The sequence below is a fragment of the Arenibacter sp. F26102 genome, assembly GCF_023015865.1.
Taxonomy (GTDB): domain Bacteria; phylum Bacteroidota; class Bacteroidia; order Flavobacteriales; family Flavobacteriaceae; genus Arenibacter.
This window is the reverse complement of record NZ_JALKBC010000003.1, coordinates 310403-334888: the sequence shown is the minus strand read 5'-3', so window position 1 is coordinate 334888 and position 24486 is coordinate 310403. Positions and strand designations below refer to the sequence as shown.

The window sequence follows — 24486 nt, the reverse complement described above, 5'->3', positions numbered from 1 at the left end:
ATGGCTACGGCTAATAAAGATTTATCGGCTTACGATAAAACAACAATCCCAAACGCGAAAGAATTTCGGTTTGGGATTGTTGTTTCAGAGTGGAATGAAGAAATTACCGAAGGACTTTACGATGGGGCTTTGGAGGCTCTTTTGGATTGTGGTGCCAAACAGGGCAATATTCTACGTTGGAATGTTCCAGGCAGTTTTGAGCTTACTTTTGGTGCCAAAAAAATGATCGAAACCAAGAAAGTTGATGCGGTTATCGCCATTGGAAGTGTAATCCAAGGAGAGACCAAACATTTCGATTTTGTTTGTAGTGCCACGGCTCAAGGAATAATGGACCTGAACGTGAGAACGGAAGTACCGGTTATTTTTTGTGTCCTAACAGACAATAATATGCAACAGGCCATAGACCGCAGTGGCGGTAAACATGGTAATAAAGGGGCTGAGGCAGCTATTGCAGCCATTAAGATGGCAAGCCTAGGAAAGTAGTCTTTATAACTTATCTTTCTTTATCATTTGGTTTTGCATACCCAATAGGTGATTCTGCCATAATTGTTAACATTTTTTAGCAAGTGATATAAGGCATATTTTTTGATTTTAAGTAACTTTGAAACAATAAGGATTATGGGAAAGTTTTCAAAATTACGTAAAAACAAAAAGTTTGGTTATACACCTCGATACTTCGATGATAAGGGTGAAGGAAGTCCGTTTAAAATAGAGCATAAATTGGACAAATTTAGACCTACCATGGACGGTCGTTCAGGTTTTAAAGGTAAGTTCAGTAGGGCTATGGACGATCTAAAGCAATCTGGAAGCCGAAATCAAAAAATTAGAACCCTAATAATTATTGTCATCCTTATTCTTATTTTTCTATACATTATAGATTTCGATCTATCCATATTTATACCGCAATAATGGCAGATATTATAAAGCTTTTGCCAGACCATGTTGCCAATCAAATTGCCGCAGGGGAAGTAGTTCAACGACCCGCTTCAGTGGTAAAGGAACTCATGGAAAATGCCATAGATGCTGGGGCATCCACTATAAAATTAGTGGTAAAGGAGGGAGGAAAAACACTCATCCAAGTAATTGATGATGGGGTAGGGATGAGCGTTACAGATGCGCGACTAAGTTTTGAACGTCATGCCACATCCAAGATTCAAAAAGCGGAAGATCTTTTTCAATTAAATACCAAGGGTTTTAGGGGGGAGGCCTTAGCTTCCATTGCCGCTATTGCCCATGTGGAAATGCAGACAAGGACAGAGGAAGATGAAGTAGCGACCCATATTAAAATTGAGGGTAGCAAGATTATCTCCCAAGAAGTAGCCGTGGCGCCCAAGGGGACATCCATGATGGTAAAGAATTTATTCTTTAATATTCCTGCAAGGCGAAACTTTCTTAAGTCGAACCATGTAGAACTACGGCATATAATGGACGAGTTTCAAAGAGTGGCCTTGGCGCATTCTTCGATCAGTTTTCATTTTTATAACAACGGCAGTGAACTATTCAATTTACCTTCCTCGAACAGCAGACAGCGTATAGTAAATATTTTTGGGGCCAAAACCAACGAAAAATTGGTACCGGTGAAGGAAGATACCCAAGTAGTAAAAATAAGTGGCTATATCAGTAAACCCGAGTTTGCCAAAAAGAGTAGGGGGGAACAGTTCTTTTTTGTAAATAATAGGTTTATAAAAAGCCCGTACCTTCATCATGCCATTTTAGGGGCATTTGATGGACTTATAAAAAAGGAAAATCATCCGGGGTATTTCTTGTATTTAACCGTTGATCCAGGTTCTATAGATATTAATATTCATCCCACGAAAACGGAAATCAAGTTTGATGATGAGCATACCCTGTACGCCATTTTAAGGTCGACCGTAAAGCATAGTTTAGGGCAATTCAACGTAATGCCTTCCTTGGATTTTGAACAGGACCAAAATTTGGAAACTCCGTATAACTACAAGAATAAATCGGCGGAGTTGCCCAAAGTTATCGTCGATGCTGGCTTTAATCCCTTTAAGGATGACTCTGGTACAGGATCTGCCCAAAGGCCGAGTTTCCAGAAGCCGGGTACAAAAGGCTGGGAAAGTTTATATGTGGGTATGGAATCCAATATTGGTAAGAACTCCGGTTTTAGTAGTGTAAGCTTCGAATCCGATACCATTACAGGTTCTATTTTTGATAATAGAAAAGAGACTATTGATACAGGAGCAACCACATTTCAGTTAAGGCGTAAATATATTGTGACAACTATAAAATCGGGAATGGTGGTCATAGATCAAAGTAGGGCGCATCAACGGGTACTTTATGAAAAATTTTTAAAGAATATTACCATTAAGGAGGCGGTGAGCCAGCAACTGTTATTTCCGTTATCTTTGACATTTTCGAAATCGGATTGTGCAATTATTGAAGAAATTCAAGATAGCTTAACCACAGTGGGATTTGTATTTGAGAGTATTGAAGGGGAGGAGGTGAAGATCACAGGGCTTCCATTGTCCGTTCCTGAGAGTGAGGTAGGAATTATTTTGGATCAATTGATATCGGATTATCAGCAAGATTTTGTTGTTGATGGTTTTTCTCAGACCGATATACTGTCTAAGACATTGGCCAAATCCCTATCCGTTAAAACAGGGGAGGTATTGGATAGCGATTCGCAGTTGGCCTTGGTAAACGATTTGTTTGCATGTAAGGAATCTGGGGTTAGTCCTTTTAATAAGCCAATATTCGTGACTATTAGTGAGGACGAAATTGATAAAAAATTTATATAAATGGGTAGGATTACGGACGCAGTAAAGCATTTGATAATAATTAATGTACTGTTTTTTGTGGCAACACAATTATACGGAGATCAAATGTACCAGTGGTTTTCGCTTTGGTTTCCGAAAAATGAAAATTTCGAATTGTGGCAGATGATATCCCATATGTTTATGCATGGCGGGTTTATGCATATTTTATTCAATATGTACGCTCTTTGGGCGTTTGGGTCGCCATTGGAACGAATGTGGGGAAGGAATAAATTTTTCTTTTTTTATTTTTCTGCAGGAATCGGGGCAGCCTTGATCCATACCGGGGTGAACTACTATTATTTTAATCAAGGGTTGGACGCTCTAGTGAATTCGGGAATTCCCAAAGAACAGATAATGGATATTATTTTAGGTGGTAAATATAGTCCTAGTTGGTATGATGTGGCCTCCAAGAGTACCATTGATAATTTTTTGGGGTCTTTTAATACTCCGGCAGTTGGTGCCTCAGGTGCCATTTATGGCGTTTTAGTGGCCTTTGGAATGTCCTATCCCAACAGTGAACTCTTTTTAATGTTTATTCCTGTACCGGTTAAGGCCAAATATTTTATTCCGGTCTTAATTGGATTGGATTTATTTTCAGGGGTAACGGGATATTCTATTTTTGGTAATGGCATAGCTCATTTTGCCCATGTTGGTGGCGCGCTATTCGGGTTTATTATGATGTGGTATTGGAAAAAAAATCAGTTTAACAACAATCGCTGGGACAGGTAATGGGCAATCAAAACATTAGATATTATTACAACAGGTTAAATATTGCTGAAAGGCTTATAGTCATTAATGTGGCGGTATTTATTCTTAGTGGATTGCTAAAGATTCTATTTGGATTTTCTGGGGATAGTATAATTCGTTGGTTTGAACTTCCAAAGGACTTTTTTCATTTTCTTACCCAGCCGTGGTCAATAGTTACCTATTCCTTTTTTCATTCCGGCTTGGGCCATATCTTTTGGAATATGTTAATGTTGTATTTCGCAGGTAGAATATTCCTTAACCTTTTCGATACTAGGAGGTTTCTAAATGTATATTTTTTAGGGGTTATACTGGGTGGATTAATATTTTTATTGAGCTATAATATATTTCCGGCATTATTGGGTATAAATACAGCCTTGATCGGGGCTTCTGCTGGGGTTACCGCTGTGCTAATTTTTATTTGTGCCTATTTGCCAAACCAAGAAGTCCGCATTATATTTTTTAATGTAAAACTTTGGCATATCGGGGTCTTTGTGGTGTTGTTAGATCTTATCCAAATCTCAATAGGAGGCAATGTAGGAGGGCGGTTGGCGCATTTAGGAGGTGCTGCCTTGGGTTATTTTTATGCACGCCAACTCATAAAAGGTCACGATATTGGTAGCGGTTTTGCCAAGTTTTTGGATGCCATATCCAATTTGTTTAAGCGTAGTGAGAAAAAAGCACCGTTAAAAACGGTATATAGAAAGGAAAACAGAGGTAAAGGAACTACGGAAAATTATGATAAGGAAAGTCGCCAGCGTAAAATTGATGCTATCTTGGATAAGATTAGCAAGTCTGGTTACGAAAGTCTTTCCAAAGCAGAAAAGGATTTTTTATTTAAGGCAGGAAAAGAATAAAAAGTGAAGAACCTTAATTTTATTGATAAATTCATGTTCTTCATTAATGGGGTTTTGGCCCTGTTGTTATTTGTTTCTTGTTTTGTACCCCTAATTTCAGTGGTCCATTTTGCCTATTTCTCTATTCTGAGCCTATTGGTACCGCTTTTGGTTCTTTTAAATTTACTTTTTCTGGCGTATTGGCTCTTTAAAAGGAAAAAACAATTATGGCTATCTGCTTTTGTACTGGTACTTGGATATATCTGTTTAGGAAATTTCTTTAGGTTTAAATTGTCCGAAGAGGAAATTAGGAAAGAGGACCTAAGCATCATGAGCTACAATGTAAGGGGGTTTAATAAATTCGAATGGATTCATGATGCATCGGTAGGAGATCGTATAATGGATTTTATTACTTCGGCAGATCCGGATATATTATGTATTCAGGAGTTTAGCCGGATAAGGGATAGGCAACTTAAGAAAATCTATGCCTTTAAATATGCTACGGATTATAAATTAAGCGAAAAGAAATCCATACAAGCTATTTATTCAAAATTTCCTATTATCAATAAGGGCTCTTTAGACTTTCCTGATAGTGGTAATAATGGCCTTTTTGCTGATATTGTAGTAAATAGGGATACAGTTAGGGTCTATAACCTCCATCTTGAATCACATAGGATAATACCCAGTGTTAGTCGTATCTCCAACGAACCCAAAGCAAGGTTGTTTAAGCGGATTAGTAGGTCATTTGCAAAACAGGGAGAGCAGGCCGAATTATTTGATAAACATAGGATTGATACACCTTACAAAAAAATTGTCTGTGGGGATTTTAACAATACCCAATTTTCCAATGTGTATAAAGTAATCAAAGGGGAAATGAACGACTCCTTCTCTGAACAGGGTACAGGATATGGCCGGACTTTTAATTTTAGATATTATCCTGTAAGAATAGATTTTATTTTGACGGATCAAGCTTTTGAGGTTATGGCACATAAAAATTTCGACCTCAAATTGTCCGATCACTTTCCTGTAATGGCTTCTATTAAAATTAACTCCAAATAGTTTATTAGCCCTGTAGTTTGCAAAGCGAATAGAAACTTAAGCTCATGGGGTTATCTTTTAACTAGCGTACTTTTTTCCCTAGGATTATTTTGATGTTAGTAATACTAATCCTTAAAATACCTTTTTGGCAATCTGCTCTTCAGCGGTTACTCCTGGTGACAATTCTATTATTCTAAAATTTTTAAACTGGATTTCCGCACCTTCGGACTCCAAACATAAGTAACCTTTTTTAATGGAAGATTGACTAATGCCGTTTACAAATTTCCCGTTTACCGAGAGTTTTATGGTTCCATCAACACAAACCACTTTGTAACTGTTCCATTGCTCTTTACCAAGTGCTCTATTTTCGATGGATTTGCTTCTGGTACCCCTGGGGTTGTCGGGAATGGTTTTGACCCCACCTACTCCAAAAAGTTCGCCGTGTACGTAAGCTATGGGAGGCTTTACCCCGTCGCGTATATTCTGATTTACCCAGTCGAGCTCCAGCATTTGAACTTCCACGCCTCCAGGTAAACGATCTTTTTCATCAGGTTTGGCATCACTCCATACAAAGACTCCAGAATTGCCCCCGGCTTCCATATGTCGCCATTCCACTAGCATAATAAAGTTCTCATATTGCTTTTCAGAGCGCATAACGCCTATTGGAAGACCAGAGCAAATTAGGATGTCCTTTTCTTTTCGCCAGGTTTCCGGTTCTGTATTTACATTGATCCATTTAATGGATTTTTCCTTTCCCTTGGTGATCAATTGGTCCAGAGTAGTCTCGGTACCAAAGTTTATTGGGTTGGTCTGGGCCAATACGGATGTACTGGACAACAATAAAAATAGTAGATTCAGTTTTGTGTATAGCGTCATTGGATTGTTTGTATTTGTACAGAAGGCTTTAAAGGCTTGGTGTTAAAATAGTATTTGGTGTTGATTTGGAATGCTATATAAATTTAGTTTTACCGGGCACGGCTATGGGTGGTGTGGGCCATTTTAAATCCCAATGATATTCATCCACTTTTGGACCAAGGGATTCTTGGGAATTGAAGGCCTGTTCCCAGCTAATGGTCTGTCCGGTATAGCCTACCATCCGGGCCCAAATGGCCAACATGGTACTGGTTGCCATCCATTCACCATTGTTGATTGGGTTTCCATTTCTGATAGAAGCGAAGAGTTCATCGTGTTCTGTTTGGAACATATTGTTTCTTTCACCCTCGTATGTCCATTTGTTTTTACCTGTAATTTCATACTTACGGCCAATATGTACAATGGCGCTGCCATCACTACCAAATACTTCAACGCTATTTTTATGGGAGGTATCGCTTTGTTGCCTCGTAAAATGATAGCCTTTTGCCCCATTGGCATATTCAAATTCTACGGCAAAGTGATCAAAGATGTTGCCGTATTTTTTGTCTACCCTAACCTGTCGCCCTCCTGTTCCAGTTGCACTTACCGGCATTTTATCTCCCATCACCCAAGACATCATGTCCAAACTGTGAACGGCCTGTTCTACAATAAAGTCCCCCGATAGCCAATTGTAATAATACCAGTTGCGCATGTTATAGGTCATATCGGTCCAATTTGGTTGGCGTTCCTTGTACCAGGCCTCCCCTCCATGGCGAAAAGTGGTTACAGTCCTAATGTCCCCTATTTCCCCATCCAGAACACGACCGTAAATAGCCCTATTGGGATAATCATACCTGAAACAGAAACCGGAAACCAAGGACAGGTTTTTCTCTTTGGCTTTTTTTGCTGCCGCCAAAACTTTGTGTACTCCAGGGGCGTCCACTGCTACTGGTTTTTCGCAAAAAACATGTTTTCCGGCATTAACTGCTGCCGTTAGATGGTCTGGTCTAAATGCGGGAGGTGTAGTTAATAATACCACGTCTACGCCAGAGTCAATTACTTTTAGATAGGCATCGAATCCTATAAACTTGTTCTGTTTGTCCACTTTAATTTTGTCGCCTGCAATCTTTACAAGCGCTGCATGGGCTTCCTCCAATCTATCTTCAAAAACATCCCCCATGGCGTATAGAACCACATTGGGGTCGGCCTCCAATGCCTGAGCTGCTGCTCCAGTTCCGCGCCCACCACAACCGATCAGGCCTACCTTGAGTGGGGAATCCTTATAAAGATCGCTAGCGCCAAAAGAAACGGATGGGTATGCCAATGAGCTCCCTATTAGTGCTATCCCTGATTTTTTTATGAATTCCCTTCGTCCAGGAGTAATCGAGTCTTTAATTGTATGGTCTTCCATTTTTTAGATATGAATTAGATTTATCCTTGGCAAAGCGCTATACAAAATAGCAATAAATTTTTAAAGTTCATAGGATGTTCAAAGAGTGTTTGTTTCATTCTTGAAGTCCCGGTTTAAAGAGAAAATTGGAGGAGGGAATTAGAGGGCTAAGATGATCCAAAGCCTACTTAGGGTAGGTTGCTGAGGCTCTAGGGTGGACGGCAACCACGGGCAGGTGAATTTTGGGAAGATAGTAAAGTGTGGCTTTGGGTGAATTTACATTAAATAGCAATCTGCCGTGTCTGCTAAAATATGTATTAAAAAGGCTATTCCAAAAACTCTTGTTTTCTGGAAAAATAATAATAGGAAATAGCCGGAAATGGCCCAATAGGTATGTAGAAGATGAAAGTTGATACTGCATCGGTTGGAATCAAAAATTGGATTGGCCAATAAATGGTCCAGATCAATAAGAATTCCCGCCAAAAGTATTAAAATTATTTGTAGTCGGTGTTCTTTGTAAAAATACAGTCCAATTACTATTGGAAGTAAAAAATGAATTCCGTAGTGTACACAAAACCTAAGCATTGTGCAGGTTTAGTTTAAGGGCTTTTAGATAGGTAAGTGCATTTGTGCCTTCATTGAATAAAAGATCCAAAACACTTAGGTTGGGTATAAAGTCATTTCTGTCATCGAAAACCTGAACATATTCTGGCTGTTCCAAGACAAACTTTGATTTTGAATTTATTAAAAACCTTCCGTCTATTTTGTCGGTAACATCAACTTCATAGCTCTTAGTTATCCCTGTAGGCATATCTATTTGCAAACATTCACAGATGGTCTCAATACTTTTGAGGTTAAAATCAATTAAAGAATTATATGTGCTATGGTATAATGGAGCAATATCATCTTCGTAGAACTCGAAAAACGGGGAGGTCCTGTATGCGGTTTCCAGGGTGCGCCAATGCTGTCTTTGCCAAGGATAGTCATTGTCAATTTTTACATCACCATAACGTTGTTTACCCTTTTTGTTCCCTACATGTTTTATGGGAATATTGAGCATGTGCTTTCCCAGATCCGTACAGATAAAGCACCTATTGCGATAGGTCTGTTTTTGATAGTTGTCCATCACCTCCCAGCATACATCATTTTGAGCTATCGCAGCAAAATTGGCGATATTGGGAAAGTAGCCAGGATGAAGCAGAAGGGTCATTATTTGATTTGAATATGTGTTAATTAATGTAACCAGTGGACTTTCTCAATTTCAATACGGTCCTTTGGATGCATTCAATTACTGCTAGATTAATTTTCCACTTTCTTCTTTTTCCTGAAGAAATCAAAAATAAACCATGCGGCCAATAAGATTAGAAAATACTTAAAATAGGAGGTAGGTTCACCATCGCCGTTTACGGTAGTAAAAACCCTGTCCCATCTTACTTTCCAATTGCTCATGCCATCATTGATGCCATCTATACTCATCCATATAAAAATGGGAGTTCCTACAATATGATCCTCAGGGACATAACCCCAGAATCGACTATCTTCCGACCTATGCCTGTTATCACCCATCATCCAGTAGTAATTTTGTTTAAATGTATAAGAATTGCTTACTTCCCCGTTAATAATGATCTGATTTCCATTTACTTTAAGGTCATTTCCTTCGTATTCCTTGATGATCTTTTCATAAATGGGAAGTACATCGAGGTTAAGAGGAACGGTTTTTCCCTTTTCGGGAACATAAATTGTAGCCATGTTGTCCACGGTACCGGGATGTGCGGCATTTTGAGGAAAAACAGAGGTGTCCGAATTCTTATAGGAAAATTTGTCGATTGCGGTTATCCCATCCTTTCCAGTGAAATTTCTGGCCTCCGCCTCGGTTAGATTAAAGAGCGCCATGTTCTTCATGTCTTCGGACTTTAGATATTCCTTAACCTTTTGGTTGCCCACATTGCCGGCAAAATAAGTATAAGTTGAATCTGATTTTATCTGTTCCAAATTCATAGCAGTTATTACCTCTGCTGCCCGTTCTTGCTGTAGTGAGTTGTTTGGAACCCGAATTACGTTTCCGGATAGGTTCTCCCTGCCCAAAAGTTCTATAGCAGCATTGGAAAATTGTCCTTCTACGGTAACCGTGTGTAAGAATTCCGGCTTTGCCCTATAAGGTAAAACGGTTTTTTCGCCATTAATGTAAACGTAGCCATCTTTAATGCTCAAGGAATCGCCCGCAATTCCAACGCAGCGTTTTACGTAGTTCGATTTTTTGTCAATGGGTTTGCGAACCCCCTTCTGTTTTTTAAAGAACTGGTAAACCGTATCGGCAGGCCAGCTAAAAACTACAATGTCGTTTCGCTTTACCTTTTTAAATCCGGGGAATCTAAGATAGGGTAACTGTAATTTGTTCCAAATTGAGGTCCTATAGGTAGCGGGGTCAACATCGGCAACGTAAGATCTGGTTTTCAGTACGGGTAAGGTATCGTGAACCATAGGTGCGGCCACAGTAGTCATTGGTATCCTTGCTCCATAGTGAAATTTGCTGACGAATAGGAAATCGCCCACCAACAGGGTTTTTTCCAAAGAACTTGTGGGAATAACAAATGGTTGGATCAGATAGGTATGGACCAAGGTAGCGGCCACAATGGCAAATACAATGGAACTGACCCACTCGCCTAACGCACTTTTTGGGTGTATATCCCTGTTTTCAATATATTTTACGTCTTCAAAATAGTTGACATAATAAATATAAAGCCCCAAGGTCAATATGGCCAACCAGGTATCCAATAAGCTGTTTTTTCCAAAACTTCTAAGGGTTTCAACCCAGACCACCGGAAACATCAATAAATTAATGATTGGGATAAAAAGCAATATTACCCACCATTTAGGTCTGTTGATAATCTGCATCAGAACAATTGCATTATATACAGGGATGGCAGCTTCCCAAGCTTTTCTGCCTGCTTTTACGTATAATTTCCAGGTGCCTAAAAAATGTATTACCTGAATAATTAAAATAAAAATAATCCACTGTGTTCCGTTCATATTGGTAATTATTATTTAAAGATTGATGGGCTTTTAAGAACTCGTCAATCTTTAAGTCATTTTAAGTTGATTTTTGTTACGTTCCTTAACTAAGGTTTAACACGTCTTTCATGGTGAAGACCCCTGTTTTTCCCACAATCCATTCTGCTGCTATTACAGCCCCTAGTGCAAAACCTTCCCTGTTATAGGCGGTATGTTTAATTTCAATGCCATCTACTTCGCTTTCATAGGAAACAGTATGGGTTCCAGGAGTATCGGCGATACGCTTAGCTGTAATAGGAATTTCGTTATCCCCTGCATTGTCCAATTTCCATTTTGTATAATCGGTTTCGTTAATAACGCCTTCGGCCAAAGTAATTGCTGTTCCGCTAGGTGCATCCAATTTTTGTGTATGGTGGATTTCTTCCATGGAAACTCGGTATTGTTTTTGGGAACCTATCATTTTTGCCAAATAGGAATTAAGCTCAAAAAAAAGGTTAACCCCTAAGCTAAAGTTGGAGGCGTAGATAAATGCGCCTTGGTTTTCATTGCAAAGGTCCACGGCTTTTTGGTAATCTTCCAACCAGCCGGTAGTTCCTGAAATGATGGGGACCTTGTGCTCTAGGCAGTTTTTAATGTTTCCAAAAGCGGCGTTGGGCATACTAAAATCAATGGCAACGTCGATTTTGGAAAAATCTACATCAGTTGAATCCAAATCAATTTTTGCTACAATAGTATGGTTTCTTTTAAGGGCGATCTGTTCGATCATTTTACCCATTTTACCATATCCGAACAAGGCAATATTCATAAATTAAAACTTAATGGTTAGGGCCAAGCCATAAACTGGTTTGGCGGTAATGGCGTCCAGGTCCAAATATGGTTTTAAATCCATACTTAGGTCATCATCCACGTTAAATTGTTTTAAATGTGCATCAACATTCGCATCAACAATATTTAGGGCATACATGGCAATGGTGACCAGCAGCCATAAATCCCTATCTTCTTGATATCTTTCCTGTGCACTTTCCAGGGCTGCTTCGGAAAAGTCTGGATCAGCCCCAGGGGCATTGGGTGTTCCCAGATCATAAAATTCATCATCTGTAAATCCTGCCTGCCTACGTTTAAATGCCGTTCTAAAACGGTCATAGAGGTCGTCATTGTATATGTAGCCATATATTCCACCACCCATTATTGCGTAAACAATGGGCGCTTTCCAATAACGTCTATTGTATATTTGACCGAGTCCGGGAAATACTGCTGAATAGAAGGCCGCCTTACTTGGCGCCAAAGGATTTATGGCTCTTCTTTTGACCTTTAAGGTGTCTACTACGGAAACCCCCTCCTTTTTAAGTGTGGTATTAATGGTATCTGATGCCTGGGTAGTATTTTCTTCCTCTTGGGCAAGTCCGAAAGTTATAACAAGAAAATATACAGCCAGAGAAATAAGAGATTTACTCACCCGTAATCAATTTTTTTAGCCTATTGAATTCCTCCTTGGAATGAAAGGGTATAGTGATTTTTCCTTTCCCTTTTTCAGAAGCTTTAATATCTACTTTTACAGATAAAAAATCTGAAAGATGACCAAGGTTTTTGTCAATAAAATCGGGGTTTATGGCCGATTTCTTTTGGCCTTTTGTCACTGCGGAATTAATCGGGTCTGTATCGGTATTACCTTCTTGATAATCCTTTACGGCTTTTTCCGTGTCCCTGACCGAAAGATTTTCACCTACTATTTTTTCGTATAGAGCAATTTGATCTTGCTTTTTATCCACATTTACCAAAGCCCTTCCGTGGCCCATAGTTACAAAACCGTCCCTTATTCCTGTCTGAATAATAGGGTCTAACCTTAGCAATCTTAAATAGTTGGTGATCGTAGAGCGTTTTTTGCCTACCCTCTCACTCATTTTTTCCTGTGTCAACTGAATTTCATCAATCAATCTTTGATAGGAAAGAGCAATTTCTATGGGATCTAAGTCCTGTCGTTGAATATTTTCGACCAAGGCCATTTCCAGGGATTCCTGGTCATTTGCAATGCGGATATAGGCCGGTATGGTCTCCAGTCCAATTAATTTGGATGCCCTGTACCTACGTTCACCAGAAACTAATTGATACTTATTGAAATCTAGTTTTCTTACCGTTATTGGCTGGATAACCCCCAATTCCTTTATAGAAGAAGCCAATTCCTGCAAGGCTTCGTCATTAAAATTGGAACGGGGCTGAAATGGATTAACGTCTATCGCCTCCAAATCCAATTCTACTATGTTGCCCACTACTTTGTCGGCGTTCTTGTCCGTGGCCGATTGTATATCGTTTTCCGGATCTTTTAATAGGGCTGATAAACCGCGGCCCAACGCTTGTTTTTTTATTGCTTTCGCCATTATGCTGTCTCCTTGTTTTTCACAACTACTTCATGTGCCAAATTTAAATAATTGGCGGCTCCCTTACTACTGGCATCATATTTAATAATGCTCTCCCCATAACTTGGGGCTTCACTTAACCGAACATTTCTTTGTATGATCGTATCGAACACCATTTCGGAAAAATGCTTTTTAACCTCTTCCACAACTTGGTTGGATAGCCTTAACCTGGAATCGTACATGGTAAGTACCATTCCTTCTATATCCAAATCCGGATTATGTATTTTTTGAACACTCTTAATCGTATTCAGTAATTTGCCCAATCCTTCCAAAGCAAAATATTCGCATTGTATAGGTATCATCACAGAATCGGCAGCCGTAAGGGCGTTCAATGTTAAAAGTCCAAGTGAAGGTGCGCAATCTATAAGAATATAGTCGTATTTGTCCTTTAATCCACGAATGGCTTTTTTCATCATATATTCCCGATCATCCTTATCTACCAATTCGATTTCGATAGCCACAAGGTCAATATGTGCCGGGATAAGATCTACATTTGGGGAGGAGGTCTTAACGATAGTTTCTTCAGCAGTTTTGGTGTGTTCCAATAATTGGTATGTTCCCAATTCGATACTATCCACATCCAATCCTAATCCTGAAGTTGCATTAGCTTGGGGGTCAGCGTCTATTAGTAATACTTTTTTTTCCAATACACCCAAAGAGGCGGCCAAATTTACCGAAGTTGTAGTTTTTCCTACACCACCTTTTTGATTAGCAATAGCAATTATTTTGCCCATTATCATAGTAAGTTAGGGGGTAAAAATACGATTATTTAAGTTGTTATAAAATGTATTTTGTTAACACTGGGTGAATAACTGTAGTCTTTAGCGTTAAAGTGCGTTAAAGTTCTATGGGATTTGTTGTCAGGCTCTTAGAGGTTTATTGTTTTTTTACGAATCACTTATACACAACTTATTAATGAGACCCAATTATTCAAAGCCTTAACCTCATTGTAGGAAAATTGTAGAACGAAGCTCAAAAAAGAGGGGTCATTGGTTAAATTCCCTGGATATTGGGTTTATTTCCTAATTTTGGTTCAAGCCTTACTCTGAAGTTTAACCCCATTTAATATGTACTTGATTTGAAATAACACTCAATCAATTGATAATCAATAATTTGAAGTTTATATTTCTGTCGACTTAAGCTCAGTAGCGAGCTTTTGGACAATTATATCTTTAAAATAAGGCCTCTCCTTTACCTACCCCTGAAGGCAAGCTCGACCGGAAAACAATATCCTAAATAGTTTATTAATAATTAAAAATCAATCGAACTCAGGTCATTTCTGTCGGTTTAAGAACTTTATGCGCTCAGGATTTCCAGAAGTTGAATAGCTGTATCGGTTATTTTAGTGCCTGGACCAAAAATGGCTACGGTCCCGGCATCGTACAAATAATCATAATCCTGTTTTGGGATTACTCCGCCCACGATTACCATAATATCTTCCCGACCGTAGGATTTTAACTCCTGTAGTACTTGGGGCACCAAGGTCTTGTGTCCGCCCGCCAAGGAAGAAATTCCCAAAACATGTACATCGTTTTCCACAGCTTGTTTTGCCACTTCGGCCGGAGTTTGGAAGAGCGGGCCAATATCTACATCAAAACCTAGGTCGGCATATGCTGTTGCTACCACTTTAGATCCCCGGTCGTGACCGTCCTGACCCATTTTGGCAATCATTATCCTAGGTCTACGGCCTTCCTGTTCGGCAAACTTGTCTGCCATTTCCCTGGCCTTGCCAAAACTCTCATCTCCCTTTATTTCTTTTGAATACACTCCCGTAAACGAATTTATAGTTGCCTTATGCCTACCAAAAGCAATCTCCAATGCAGTACTGATCTCGCCCAATGTAGCTCTTGCCCTGGCAGCCTCGATAGCTAAAGCTAATAAATTTTCCTCATTTACAGCAGATTCGCTGGTTGTTTTGGGAGCTTGGGACTTAATTCTTTGTTTTGCGACTTCGGTAAGTTTCTGCAGTGATTGCTTAACGTTACTTTCATTTCTTTTTTCCTTGACGACTTGCAGGCGTGCCAATTGTTGCCTTCTAACCTCGGCATTATCAACTTCCAATATTTGAAGGGTATCTTCTTCCTTGGTCCTGTATTTATTGATGCCAACGATGATATCCCTTCCACTGTCAATTCGGGCTTGTTTTTTTGCAGAGGCCTCCTCGATCCTTAATTTAGGGATACCGGCCTCAATAGCCATGGTCATACCGCCCAAGGCTTCTACTTCTTCGATGAGTGTCCAAGCTTTATGAGCAATTTCGTCCGTTAGTTTTTCCAGATAATAACTACCTGCCCAGGGGTCAACCGTTTTTGTAATTTCCGTCTCTTTTTGTAAATATAATTGGGTATTGCGGGCAATACGTGCAGAAAAATCCGTAGGCAAGGCAATGGCTTCGTCCAAGGCATTGGTATGTAGGCTCTGGGTGCCGCCAAAAACTGCCGCGGAAGCCTCTATAGTTGTCCTTGTAATGTTATTGAACGGGTCTTGCTCGGTAAGGCTCCATCCACTGGTTTGGCAATGGGTCCTTAGGGTAAGCGACTTCTCATTTTTTGGGTTGAATTGTTTTACTAATTTGGCCCAGAGCATTCTGCCGGCCCGCATTTTTGCAATTTCCATAAAATGGTTCATTCCAATGCCCCAAAAGAAGGACAATCTTGGGGCAAAATCGTCTATATTCAATCCAGCTTTTAACCCCGTCCTAATATATTCCAATCCATCGGCCAGGGTATAGGCCAATTCAATGTCGGCGGTTGCGCCTGCCTCGTGCATATGATAGCCGGAAATGCTTATGCTATTAAATTGGGGCATAAACATACTGGTATATTTAAAAATATCTGCAACGATCTGCATAGATGGGGCAGGAGGGTAGATATAGGTATTCCTGACCATAAATTCCTTAAGGATGTCATTTTGAATGGTTCCGGAAAGGTCTTTTGGTAAAACACCCTGTTCCTCTGCCGCTACAATATAAAATGCCAATATGGGCAACACTGCACCGTTCATGGTCATGGAAACCGACATTTTATCCAAAGGTATGTCCTGGAATAAAATTTTCATATCCTCGACGGAGTCAATAGCTACCCCGGCTTTTCCGACATCACCTACCACACGTGGATGGTCGCTGTCATATCCTCTATGCGTTGGGAGATCAAAGGCTACAGAAAGGCCCTTTTGTCCGGCCTTAAGATTTTTTTTGTAAAATGCGTTGCTCTCCTCGGCTGTAGAGAACCCGGCGTACTGCCTTATAGTCCATGGTCTGGTGACATACATGGTGCTATAAGGTCCTCGGAGAAAGGGAGGTATACCGGCGGCAAAGTTTAGATGTTCCAAATCCTCAATATCTGCCTGGGAATATGTTTTTTTCAGGAGAATACCTTCTGCGGTCTCAAATGGCAATACTGGGTCATGGTCTTTTGTGTTCGTTTCAGGAACAGACCTCAGTTGAATTTGTTGGAGATTTTTTCTTGCCATTATATTGAATCGTCTTAACCTAATGTATTAATTGGACCTTTTGGAAGCTTTATAACTTTTTCAACCAGTTGGAACGGGCTGTTATTCAGTTTTTAATCGCTTTTGTTCCCAATCCTCGGACAATCTTTTTTCAATGATCGGTTCGATCAAGGTTTTCCGGGTATTCATTTTCACAAACGGATATATTTCTAAATTATCCTTCATTTTATCCAACTTGGAAGCATGCTTATTAGTGCCCACCAAGATTTTATCGAGCCTATTAAAATTATCCTGTTCTTTGGCGGCACTTTCCTTTATTTTTTTTTGAATGATGTGTTCTTTTAGCTGTACCAAAAAGCCTCCCCCAGCTTCTATGTGTTTAAATAATTCGAGTGCTTTGGTTGAAAGTTGATGGGTAATGGATTCTATATAATATGCTCCATCCGCCGCATTGTCCACTTTGTTAAAATAGCTCTCGTTTTTTAAAATCAGCAATTGATTTCTGGCCATACGTTCACCAAATTCATTGTCCTTGTGATAGATGGCGTCATATGGCATATTTATTACCATATCTGCCTCCCCTAAAATAGCCGACATACATTCTGTGGTGGTTCGCAGCATGTTATTGTTGAAGTCGTACAGGGTTTTGTTTCTAAAGGTAGGTGTTGCAACTATGTGGCACTGCTCCAAAGCTCCATATTCCTTGGCTAGAGTCCCAAACAACATTCTCAACGACCTAAGCTTGGCAATTTCAAAGAAATAATTGCTCCCGACGGAAACCTTAAAGGTAATTACAGTCCTTTTAAGAATGTCCGTATGGTTTTCATTTAAATGATTCAAGTATTCATTGGCATGGGCATGGGCATAGGCCAGTTGTTGAATTAGATTGGCCCCGGCATTCTCATAGAGGGCAACATCTACACTCAAAGTTTGAGTGTGATTTAGATTTAGAATTTCATCTAATATTTTATGGTCTTGGTTGAGGTTGAATTGCCAGTTGCCATTTCTGGCCAAATGGCCAATGATATCTACATTGAGATAGACCTTGTTGATTTGGTTTTTGGTGGCCTCCAGTATTGATCTTACATAGGAGGATGATAGGAATTGAAGGTTAAAATAAATAGTTGTTTGCCCTAGGTCAATTTCTTTGAGAAGCTCAGGAATTTTTATTTCTTCGGATGGAATGGTAAATTGGATACTCTCAGCTCCCCGTGCAATTACGTCCAAGGCCTTTGCGTTGGCCAATTTGGTATTTCCCGAGAATATTCCCTGTCCAACACGCCAACCAGTATTTTTATTGGCTTCACTTATTTTGAGAGTCTTCAGGTCTTCCGAATGATAGAAAGGTTTTACTTTAATGCCCTCAGGGGATTCCCAAACCAACTTTTCATTGTAGTCTTCGCCTTGTAGCTCGAACTGGATTTTTTGCTTCCAGGCTTTGGAAGAAATCTCAGGGAAATCGCTAAAGAGTTCAGACTTATTCATCATCCTTTATTTTTAGACTGTCCTCATATTCAATTAAATAAATTTCCTCATTTTTCCTTTTCAAATAGTACTGTTCCCTGGCAAATTTTTCCAACTCCTCGGGATCGGACAATTTTTCTATTATCTTTTTATCCCTTGCTATCTCCTCATGGAGAAAATCTTTCTGCTTTTCAAGATTGTTTATTTGCTTTTTAAGTTCCCAATGTATTAGCAGAGAGTTGGTATCGAAAAAAACCATCCAAACTACAAAAATCGTAAGTACCAAAACATACATATTGGTGACCACGCCAAACCATTTTTTCTTTCTTATCCCTTTGATTCCCATAAGTGATTAACTTAATTTTTCGTTGATTATGGTTCTTACGATATCTACTGCTACGGTATTGTATTTATTGTTAGGAATAATAATATCGGCATATTCCTTTGTGGGCTCTATAAACTGATTGTGCATAGGCTTTAAGGTATTTTGATACCGTGTTAAAACTTCATCCAAATCTCTGCCACGTTCAGTTGTATCCCTTTTTAGACGCCTTATCAATCGCTCATCCGAATCGGCATGAACAAATATTTTAATGTCGAACATCTCCCTTATTTTAGGATTTGTCATTATTAAGATACCCTCTACGATCATAACCTTTCTAGGGTGTGTTAGTATGGTATCAGTGGTACGATTGTGTTTAACAAATGAATAAACGGGTTGGTGAATTGGAATTCCTTTTTTTAAATCCTGTAAATGGTTGCCCAATAATTCAAAATCGATGGCACGGGGATGGTCGAAATTTACTTGGGTACGTTCTTCATATGATAAGTGGGACAGGTCGCAATAGTAAGAATCCTGGGAAATAACCCCTACCTCCTCAAATGGCAATTCATTTATAATTTGATTTACAACAGTAGTTTTTCCACAACCCGTACCACCCGCAATACCTATAACCAACATGTGTTTCTAATTTGTTCCAAAAATAACAATTTGCGATCAAACTGTCATGATTAAAATGGCTCCATGACCTACAAACACCTAAACTTTTTATCTACTTACAACGTATATATAAATACCACCTAGAGGGTCTTTATTGTTTTGGTAGAGAGGTAAAACCTTTTTAGGTGTTGAGGTAATAAATTTTAACATAGTAAAATCAGAATATGACTAATTATACGTTATATTAAGTAGGTTCTTAGTTTTTTACTGAAGTATAAATTTTAACAGATGTCGGACACGATTATAGAATATCTTTGATCGGTTTTTTCGACCAGCTTTTTAAATTGAGGTTCATATTTAATTCTTAACAATCAGTATTATACTGTTTATATTATGGGTAAATCTTATTTTCATTTGAAAATGCGCGTAATTGGAATTTTGTGCGTATTCGTATGTTCTGGTATGGCTTGGGCACAAAAAGACCTACCCATTAATTTAGGCAATGCCAAGGTTAAACCCTTGCCCAGTTTAACCAATAGTGCCTTGCAGGCAAGTTTGGAAAAGGAACTAATGTCCAATCCTACCTGGAAATCCTTAATGTATAACAATAAGATGGCAGTTGGTATAGTGGACTTATCCAATCCGGAAAATGCAAAATATGCAAGTATTAATGGCGATTATATGATGTATGCGGCCAGCTTGCCAAAAATAGCGGTATTGTTGTCCTCTATGGATGCCCTAGAAAAGGGTGAGTTAAAGGAAACTCAGGAAATAAGGAAAGATATGCGGTCAATGATCAGCAAATCAAACAACGAAGCAACTACAAGAATGATCGATCGACTGGGATACGATAAGATACAGTCCGTAATGACCGATCCAAAATATATGTTTTATGATGAGAGTCAAGGCGGTGGACTATGGGTTGGTAAAAGATACGGAAGTGGTGGTGATACCAATCGGGAACCCCTAAAGAATTTGTCGCATGCGGCAACCGTAAACCAAGTTTGTAGGTATTATTATCTATTGGCCAATGGTAAATTGGTTAGCAAGGGTCGTTCCAAACAAATGTTGGATATCATGGGAGATCCTGAACTGCATCATAAATTTGTAAATACGTTAGACAACATTGCTCCCGACGCCAGGCTATATAGAAAGTCGGGCTCTTGGAGAACCTTTCATTCCGATTCCATTCTGGTTTGGGGAAATAATCCCAATCGCCGTTATATTTTGGTAGCCTTAATAGATGATGCAGGAGGTGAGCAAATTATTAGGGATCTGGTAAGGCCTGTTGAAAAAGTATTGAAGGCGGAGCGGATTCATTTGGCCGTTAACTAAGTCCCTTTTTATAATTCCCTTTATTTATTCGTATAATATTGGCCAATAAAGTAATTTTGGTCTTAATCTTCTATAGAATTATTTTAGATAGGAGTGCTGTTGATTTTTTTTAAAACGCATAAAAATTGAACTACCTAATTTCATTTGTTAGAACGTTTAAAACATACATTCTAAAGGCATTTGATTTAAAAGAAGAGGAACTGACCAAAACATTTCTTCTTCAATTAAATATATTCCTCATCATTACGGTTTTATTAATTGTAAAACCTACAATAAATTCCCTTTTCCTATCCGAACTTACTTCAGAGGCACTGCCATTGGGCTATGTTTTAACGGCCATAATGGCTGTAGTGGGTTCTTTTTTTTATGATAGGGCATTAGCAAAGTACGCTCTTAATATTATTGTAGATCGTACCTTGGTCGGCTCCGTTATTTCCTTGGTGATATTTGGACTTGCCCTAAATTTAAATCTCGGTAATGGTTTGATCCTATATATCCCTTATGTTTGGGTGGCCATTTTTGGTTTGTTGACCGCTTCACAGTTCTGGGTAATGGCAAATTTGGTGTATAATGTTAGGGAGGCCAAACGTGTTTTCGGCTTTATTGGCGCCGGTGCAATTGCCGGGGGTATATTTGGAGGTTATTTAACTTCCCTTTTGACCAATATTCTTTATACCGAGGATTTATTGTTTGTCGCAGCCGCTCTCCTAATGTGCTGCTTGCCCATAACACGTTATATCTGGAAAAACGAAGTTTTGAAACTAAACCCCTTTCAGGTGTCCAGTCGCTCCAATCCCAAGGCAGAATCCCCTTTTAGGTTGATCAAACAATCCAAGTTGCTGAGTTTAATCGCTGTGGTCATTGGAATAAGCGTTTTAGTGGCCAAGTTGGTAGATTATCAGTACAGTGATTATGCCTCCAAATTTTTTAAGAACCAGGATGAATTAACCTCCTTTTTTGGATTTTGGTTTTCTACCTTGAGCGTTATTTCCCTTTTAATACAATTGTTCCTTACTAAGCGTATAGTGGGAACTTTTGGTGTTGGTAAATCTTTATTGTGGTTGCCTTCGGGAGTATTACTGGGCTCTTTTTTGCTACTGGTGGTACCTCAGCTTTGGGTGGTGGTGTTTATTAAAATCGTGGACGGAAGCTTAAAACAGTCGGTAAATAAGGCAGCAACAGAATTGCTTTCCATACCTATTCCCATAGAGATTAAAAAGAAGACCAAAACATTTACAGATGTTGTAGTGGACAGTATAGCTACTGGGTTGGCGGGGTTTATTCTTATCTTTTTTATAAACGGATTGGAAATATCTTCTACCTATATCAGTATAATTATTATTGTACTTATTTTGATCTGGTTGTATTTTATTTATCATCTAAGGAATGAATATATAATTTCCTTCAAGAGTCTCTTGGAATATAGCCCGCTTAAAAAAGAGAAGGCAAACAAGTCGGAGATAAAAGTTACTTCCATTATTGAAACGGTAATCCGGGTATTTGAAACGGGGAACGAGAATCAGATATTGCACATGTTGAGCAAAACATTGGAAGTTAAGGATGAACGTTTCTTTATGGCCATCAAAGGCCTATTGCACAATCCATCAGACAAGGTAAGGGCTTTGGCCATTGAAAACCTTTATTTTTTAAATACGGAAAATTTATGTCCTGAAATTGAGGCCATGGTCTTGGATAAGGATCAGCAAGTGACCACCTCTGCCTTTAGGTATCTGTTAAAGCACTATCAATTGAACCCGGTAGACCTCTTGGATAAATATCTATCGGTAGAGGACAACACCATAGCCAATGCCGCTCTAATTGGTCTGTCCATGGAGTTGCGAAATAATAGGGTTATGCAGGACCGATTTAGTTTGGAGCAAAGAATTGAAAATGCCTTGTCCCAGCTATCGCAAAGCCCTTCCGAATTGGAAAGGTCCAATAAAATCCTTGCCATTTTGGAAACCATTGGAAATGCCAAGGTAGAAAAGTTTTACGAGGTATTATATGCCCATCTTAATTTGGAGAACGCTCAGACGATCAATACTGCAATTCTGGCGGCATCCAAAACCTTGGACAAGCAGTTTATTAATGTTATTATCTCCAAATTATCGGGTAAGGATACCAGAAAATCGGCTATAGAGGCCCTCTTCTTTTACGGAGAGCCTATTATCGATATTTTGTTCGAGGGATTACGGAGAGATACCATTGATCAGGATGATACCGCCTATGTGGTTAAGGTTATTGGAAAGTTTACTTCCCAAAAGGCTATCAATACCTTAATAAAACTTACCGAAGATATGGAACATACGGTGAAAATTGAGGCTATTGAAGCCTTAAAACACCTAAAATGGAAGTATCCCCATCTTAAAATAAAGGACCGTTTTATTGTAGATAAGATCTTGGACGAGTGCCATCTGTACCAAAGTACACTGTCTGTAATTCATACCCAAATAGTCTTACAGTATAAAAAGAACCCTGAAAAACTGGAGTCCAAGGAAGAAAACGAAGCCAGAAATGGCCTGATACATTTGCTTGAACTAAGGTTGGACAGACAATTACAGCGGATTTTTCAATTTTTGGGTATAAAATATCCCCCACAGGATGTGGATCCTATTCTAAACGCCATATTGAAAGGAAAAGAGGAACAGCGTATACATGCCATTGAATTTTTGGACAATATCCTGGATATTCAGCTTAAAAAGGAATTGATACCTGTGGCGGAATCCATTATACAGGCAGGTGCTATTTCTGAAGAAAATTTAAAGAATCTAAATGTAAAGGTCCTGAGCGAATCCGAAAGCTATTTGGCCCTTTTAAAGCGAAAGGATATTAAGCTAAAATTAGCCGTGCTTTATTTGATTGAAAAAACCCGGGACCCCAAATTTAACCCCATACTGGAAATGGTTTTGGAAGATTCCAATGAAAAGGCAAGAAAAAAGGCAGGCGAGATTCTGACTGCCTTTAAAAAAATTATCGTTTAATTATTTTGTCGACACTACTGGCCAAGGTCATATGGTCCGTAGCGGAATTCTTTCGCAATACGTTTGTCATCAAAACCACCATATATTTACAATTGTCAGGATGTTCTATAATGGCTACAGAATTCATATAGTTGGTTACATTGCCCATATATTTTCCACATGCTTCGCCCGTACTTCTATCACATTTATACAAACTGCCCGATTTAAAATAAACGGCAGCTGGCTTTAAGGCCGGGGACTGGGCATATCTAATCCTTCGATCGGTCATGTACATAAGTCGCTTCATCTCCAGGCTGGATGCTTCATCCACCACATTTCCCTGCTCCAGCTTAATTAAAAACTTCATCAATCCAACAGGAGAACCAATACTGCCCCCTTTATCTCCCACATATCTATTGGGGCCTGAAGTAAAAAAGCTCCCTAACCTCCATTCATCCGTGGTAATTCCTAATTCCCTTAAAGGTAGATTTACCACGTCATTGGCCAAATCTGTCAATTCCTTTTTTGGGGTAGTTGTAAAGTATGTATCCGCTTGTTCCTGGGTAAGGGTGGGATAGGATTCACCAAATGCGGCCATTAACAGGGCTTCCCGCCATACAATACTGGCTGCCCCGTTGTTGCTAACGGAAAGCATGTGGTCTGCCCATTCGAACAAAGTAAAAACATCACTGGCGATTACCTGTCTTTTTAGAAGTTTATTCGTTTCCAAATTAAAAATGGGTACAGTATGCGCATCGGTCAATCCCCAAACGCCGGATTTTACGGATTTTGAACGCAATAGCTCCAGTCGTTTTTCAAAAGAATCCGGATATAATTTCTCCAGTTGGTCAAACAATGCAACCATTACGGCCAATTTACCTACACTTCCAGGTTGATAGCCTGCAGTTTCGTTTCGCTTGGCAAATCGAACACTGTCTATATCGGAAATATCCAAAACGGCAATGGAATAACTTTTATCCAATCCCCTAAACAATGAATTGATGTCTTTTTGGAATTGCTCATCTACCTTTAGAAAGGCCCCCACACTGTCTTCCTTTTTGGAAAGGAGATTCAATTCTATATCCATATAGGACTTTTGAGCCCCTGGAGGAATTACAGTGGTAGATTTGAGTTCCCCGCTTTTTACCAGTTCCAAATACTTCAATCTCTTGATTCCTGTGTGCAAATAACCGTCAATGGGGTAATAGCTTGCAGTGGTAAATGCCGAACAGATCAGCAATAAAACAAAATAATTTATATACTTGCGCATC

At 39.2% G+C, this 24486-nt stretch carries 22 protein-coding genes; 8 read left to right on the top strand and 14 right to left on the bottom strand.

Annotation, left to right across the window (positions count from 1 at the left end; all coding sequences use genetic code 11):
- The 6 genes from ribH to MWU78_RS05680 all read left to right on the top strand — a co-directional run bounded on the left by ribH (window position 1) and on the right by MWU78_RS05680 (window position 5419).
- Complete coding sequence (ribH, locus tag MWU78_RS05705; protein ID WP_246995830.1) at window positions 1-483, top strand: 6,7-dimethyl-8-ribityllumazine synthase; 483 nt, start codon at window positions 1-3, stop codon at window positions 481-483.
- Window positions 484-618: 135 nt separating this feature from the next.
- Complete coding sequence (locus tag MWU78_RS05700) at window positions 619-909, top strand: riboflavin synthase subunit beta (protein WP_246995828.1); 291 nt, start codon at window positions 619-621, stop codon at window positions 907-909.
- Window positions 909-2762, top strand: a complete 1854-nt coding sequence (gene mutL / locus MWU78_RS05695; protein ID WP_246995826.1) for a DNA mismatch repair endonuclease MutL — start codon at window positions 909-911, stop codon at window positions 2760-2762. Before MWU78_RS05700 ends, mutL begins: the two co-directional genes overlap by 1 nt.
- A complete protein-coding gene (locus MWU78_RS05690; protein ID WP_246995824.1) occupies window positions 2763-3509 on the top strand; it encodes a rhomboid family intramembrane serine protease in 747 nt (248 codons plus the stop codon).
- On the top strand, window positions 3509-4381 hold the full coding sequence (locus tag MWU78_RS05685) for a rhomboid family intramembrane serine protease (protein WP_246995822.1): 873 nt from the start codon (window positions 3509-3511) through the stop codon (window positions 4379-4381). Before MWU78_RS05690 ends, MWU78_RS05685 begins: the two co-directional genes overlap by 1 nt.
- A gap of 3 nt (window positions 4382-4384) precedes the next feature.
- The gene (locus MWU78_RS05680; protein WP_246995820.1) at window positions 4385-5419 is read left to right on the top strand and encodes an endonuclease/exonuclease/phosphatase family protein; all 1035 of its coding nucleotides are present in this window, start codon (window positions 4385-4387) and stop codon (window positions 5417-5419) included.
- 111 nt (window positions 5420-5530) lie between these two features.
- On the opposite strand, the gene MWU78_RS05675 is transcribed toward MWU78_RS05680, so the two are convergent.
- The 13 genes from MWU78_RS05675 to udk form a co-directional block, all read right to left on the bottom strand.
- On the bottom strand, window positions 5531-6274 hold the full coding sequence (locus tag MWU78_RS05675) for a DUF1080 domain-containing protein (protein WP_246995818.1): 744 nt from the start codon (window positions 6272-6274) through the stop codon (window positions 5531-5533).
- Window positions 6275-6347: 73 nt separating this feature from the next.
- Entirely contained in the window at window positions 6348-7661 is a 1314-nt protein-coding gene (locus MWU78_RS05670; RefSeq protein WP_246995816.1) for a Gfo/Idh/MocA family oxidoreductase, read from the bottom strand.
- Window positions 7662-7916: 255 nt separating this feature from the next.
- Window positions 7917-8225: a DUF6122 family protein gene (locus MWU78_RS05665; RefSeq protein WP_246995814.1), complete on the bottom strand. Its 309-nt coding sequence runs from the start codon at window positions 8223-8225 to the stop codon at window positions 7917-7919.
- Window positions 8218-8850 (bottom strand): WbqC family protein, encoded by a 633-nt coding sequence (locus MWU78_RS05660; RefSeq protein WP_246995812.1) that lies wholly within the window; start codon window positions 8848-8850, stop codon window positions 8218-8220. The genes MWU78_RS05665 and MWU78_RS05660 overlap by 8 nt, the downstream gene beginning before the upstream one ends.
- 89 nt (window positions 8851-8939) lie before the next feature.
- Window positions 8940-10670, bottom strand: a complete 1731-nt coding sequence (gene lepB / locus MWU78_RS05655) for a signal peptidase I (protein ID WP_246995809.1) — start codon at window positions 10668-10670, stop codon at window positions 8940-8942.
- Between the two features lie 85 nt (window positions 10671-10755).
- Window positions 10756-11457: a 4-hydroxy-tetrahydrodipicolinate reductase gene (gene dapB / locus MWU78_RS05650; RefSeq protein WP_246995807.1), complete on the bottom strand. Its 702-nt coding sequence runs from the start codon at window positions 11455-11457 to the stop codon at window positions 10756-10758.
- Between the two features lie 3 nt (window positions 11458-11460).
- Window positions 11461-12108 (bottom strand): DUF5683 domain-containing protein, encoded by a 648-nt coding sequence (locus MWU78_RS05645; RefSeq protein WP_246995805.1) that lies wholly within the window; start codon window positions 12106-12108, stop codon window positions 11461-11463.
- The gene (locus MWU78_RS05640; protein ID WP_246995803.1) at window positions 12101-13027 is read right to left on the bottom strand and encodes a ParB/RepB/Spo0J family partition protein; all 927 of its coding nucleotides are present in this window, start codon (window positions 13025-13027) and stop codon (window positions 12101-12103) included. The genes MWU78_RS05645 and MWU78_RS05640 overlap by 8 nt, the downstream gene beginning before the upstream one ends.
- Entirely contained in the window at window positions 13027-13800 is a 774-nt protein-coding gene (locus tag MWU78_RS05635) for an AAA family ATPase (protein WP_246995801.1), read from the bottom strand. Before MWU78_RS05635 ends, MWU78_RS05640 begins: the two co-directional genes overlap by 1 nt.
- 562 nt (window positions 13801-14362) lie before the next feature.
- Window positions 14363-16537: a methylmalonyl-CoA mutase gene (gene scpA, locus MWU78_RS05630; RefSeq protein ID WP_246995798.1), complete on the bottom strand. Its 2175-nt coding sequence runs from the start codon at window positions 16535-16537 to the stop codon at window positions 14363-14365.
- Window positions 16538-16618: 81 nt separating this feature from the next.
- Window positions 16619-18004 carry a methylmalonyl-CoA mutase subunit beta gene (locus MWU78_RS05625; protein WP_348647057.1) on the bottom strand — a complete coding sequence of 462 codons (1386 nt, stop codon included), beginning with the start codon at window positions 18002-18004 and terminating at the stop codon, window positions 16619-16621.
- Window positions 17994-18326 carry a septum formation initiator family protein gene (locus MWU78_RS05620; RefSeq protein ID WP_246995796.1) on the bottom strand — a complete coding sequence of 111 codons (333 nt, stop codon included), beginning with the start codon at window positions 18324-18326 and terminating at the stop codon, window positions 17994-17996. The genes MWU78_RS05625 and MWU78_RS05620 overlap by 11 nt, the downstream gene beginning before the upstream one ends.
- A gap of 6 nt (window positions 18327-18332) precedes the next feature.
- Window positions 18333-18941, bottom strand: coding sequence for a uridine kinase (gene udk, locus MWU78_RS05615; RefSeq protein ID WP_246995794.1), 609 nt, complete (start codon window positions 18939-18941; stop codon window positions 18333-18335).
- 372 nt (window positions 18942-19313) lie between these two features.
- On the opposite strand from udk, the gene MWU78_RS05610 reads away from it, so the two are divergent.
- Window positions 19314-20255, top strand: a complete 942-nt coding sequence (locus MWU78_RS05610) for a serine hydrolase (protein WP_246995792.1) — start codon at window positions 19314-19316, stop codon at window positions 20253-20255.
- 125 nt (window positions 20256-20380) lie between these two features.
- Window positions 20381-23236, top strand: a complete 2856-nt coding sequence (locus MWU78_RS05605; RefSeq protein WP_246995790.1) for an Npt1/Npt2 family nucleotide transporter — start codon at window positions 20381-20383, stop codon at window positions 23234-23236.
- Here the strand turns inward: MWU78_RS05605 and MWU78_RS05600 are convergent.
- On the bottom strand, window positions 23226-24485 hold the full coding sequence (locus MWU78_RS05600; protein ID WP_246995788.1) for a serine hydrolase: 1260 nt from the start codon (window positions 24483-24485) through the stop codon (window positions 23226-23228). The two genes, MWU78_RS05605 and MWU78_RS05600, sit on opposite strands and share 11 nt — an antisense overlap.
- Window position 24486 lies beyond the last annotated feature (1 nt).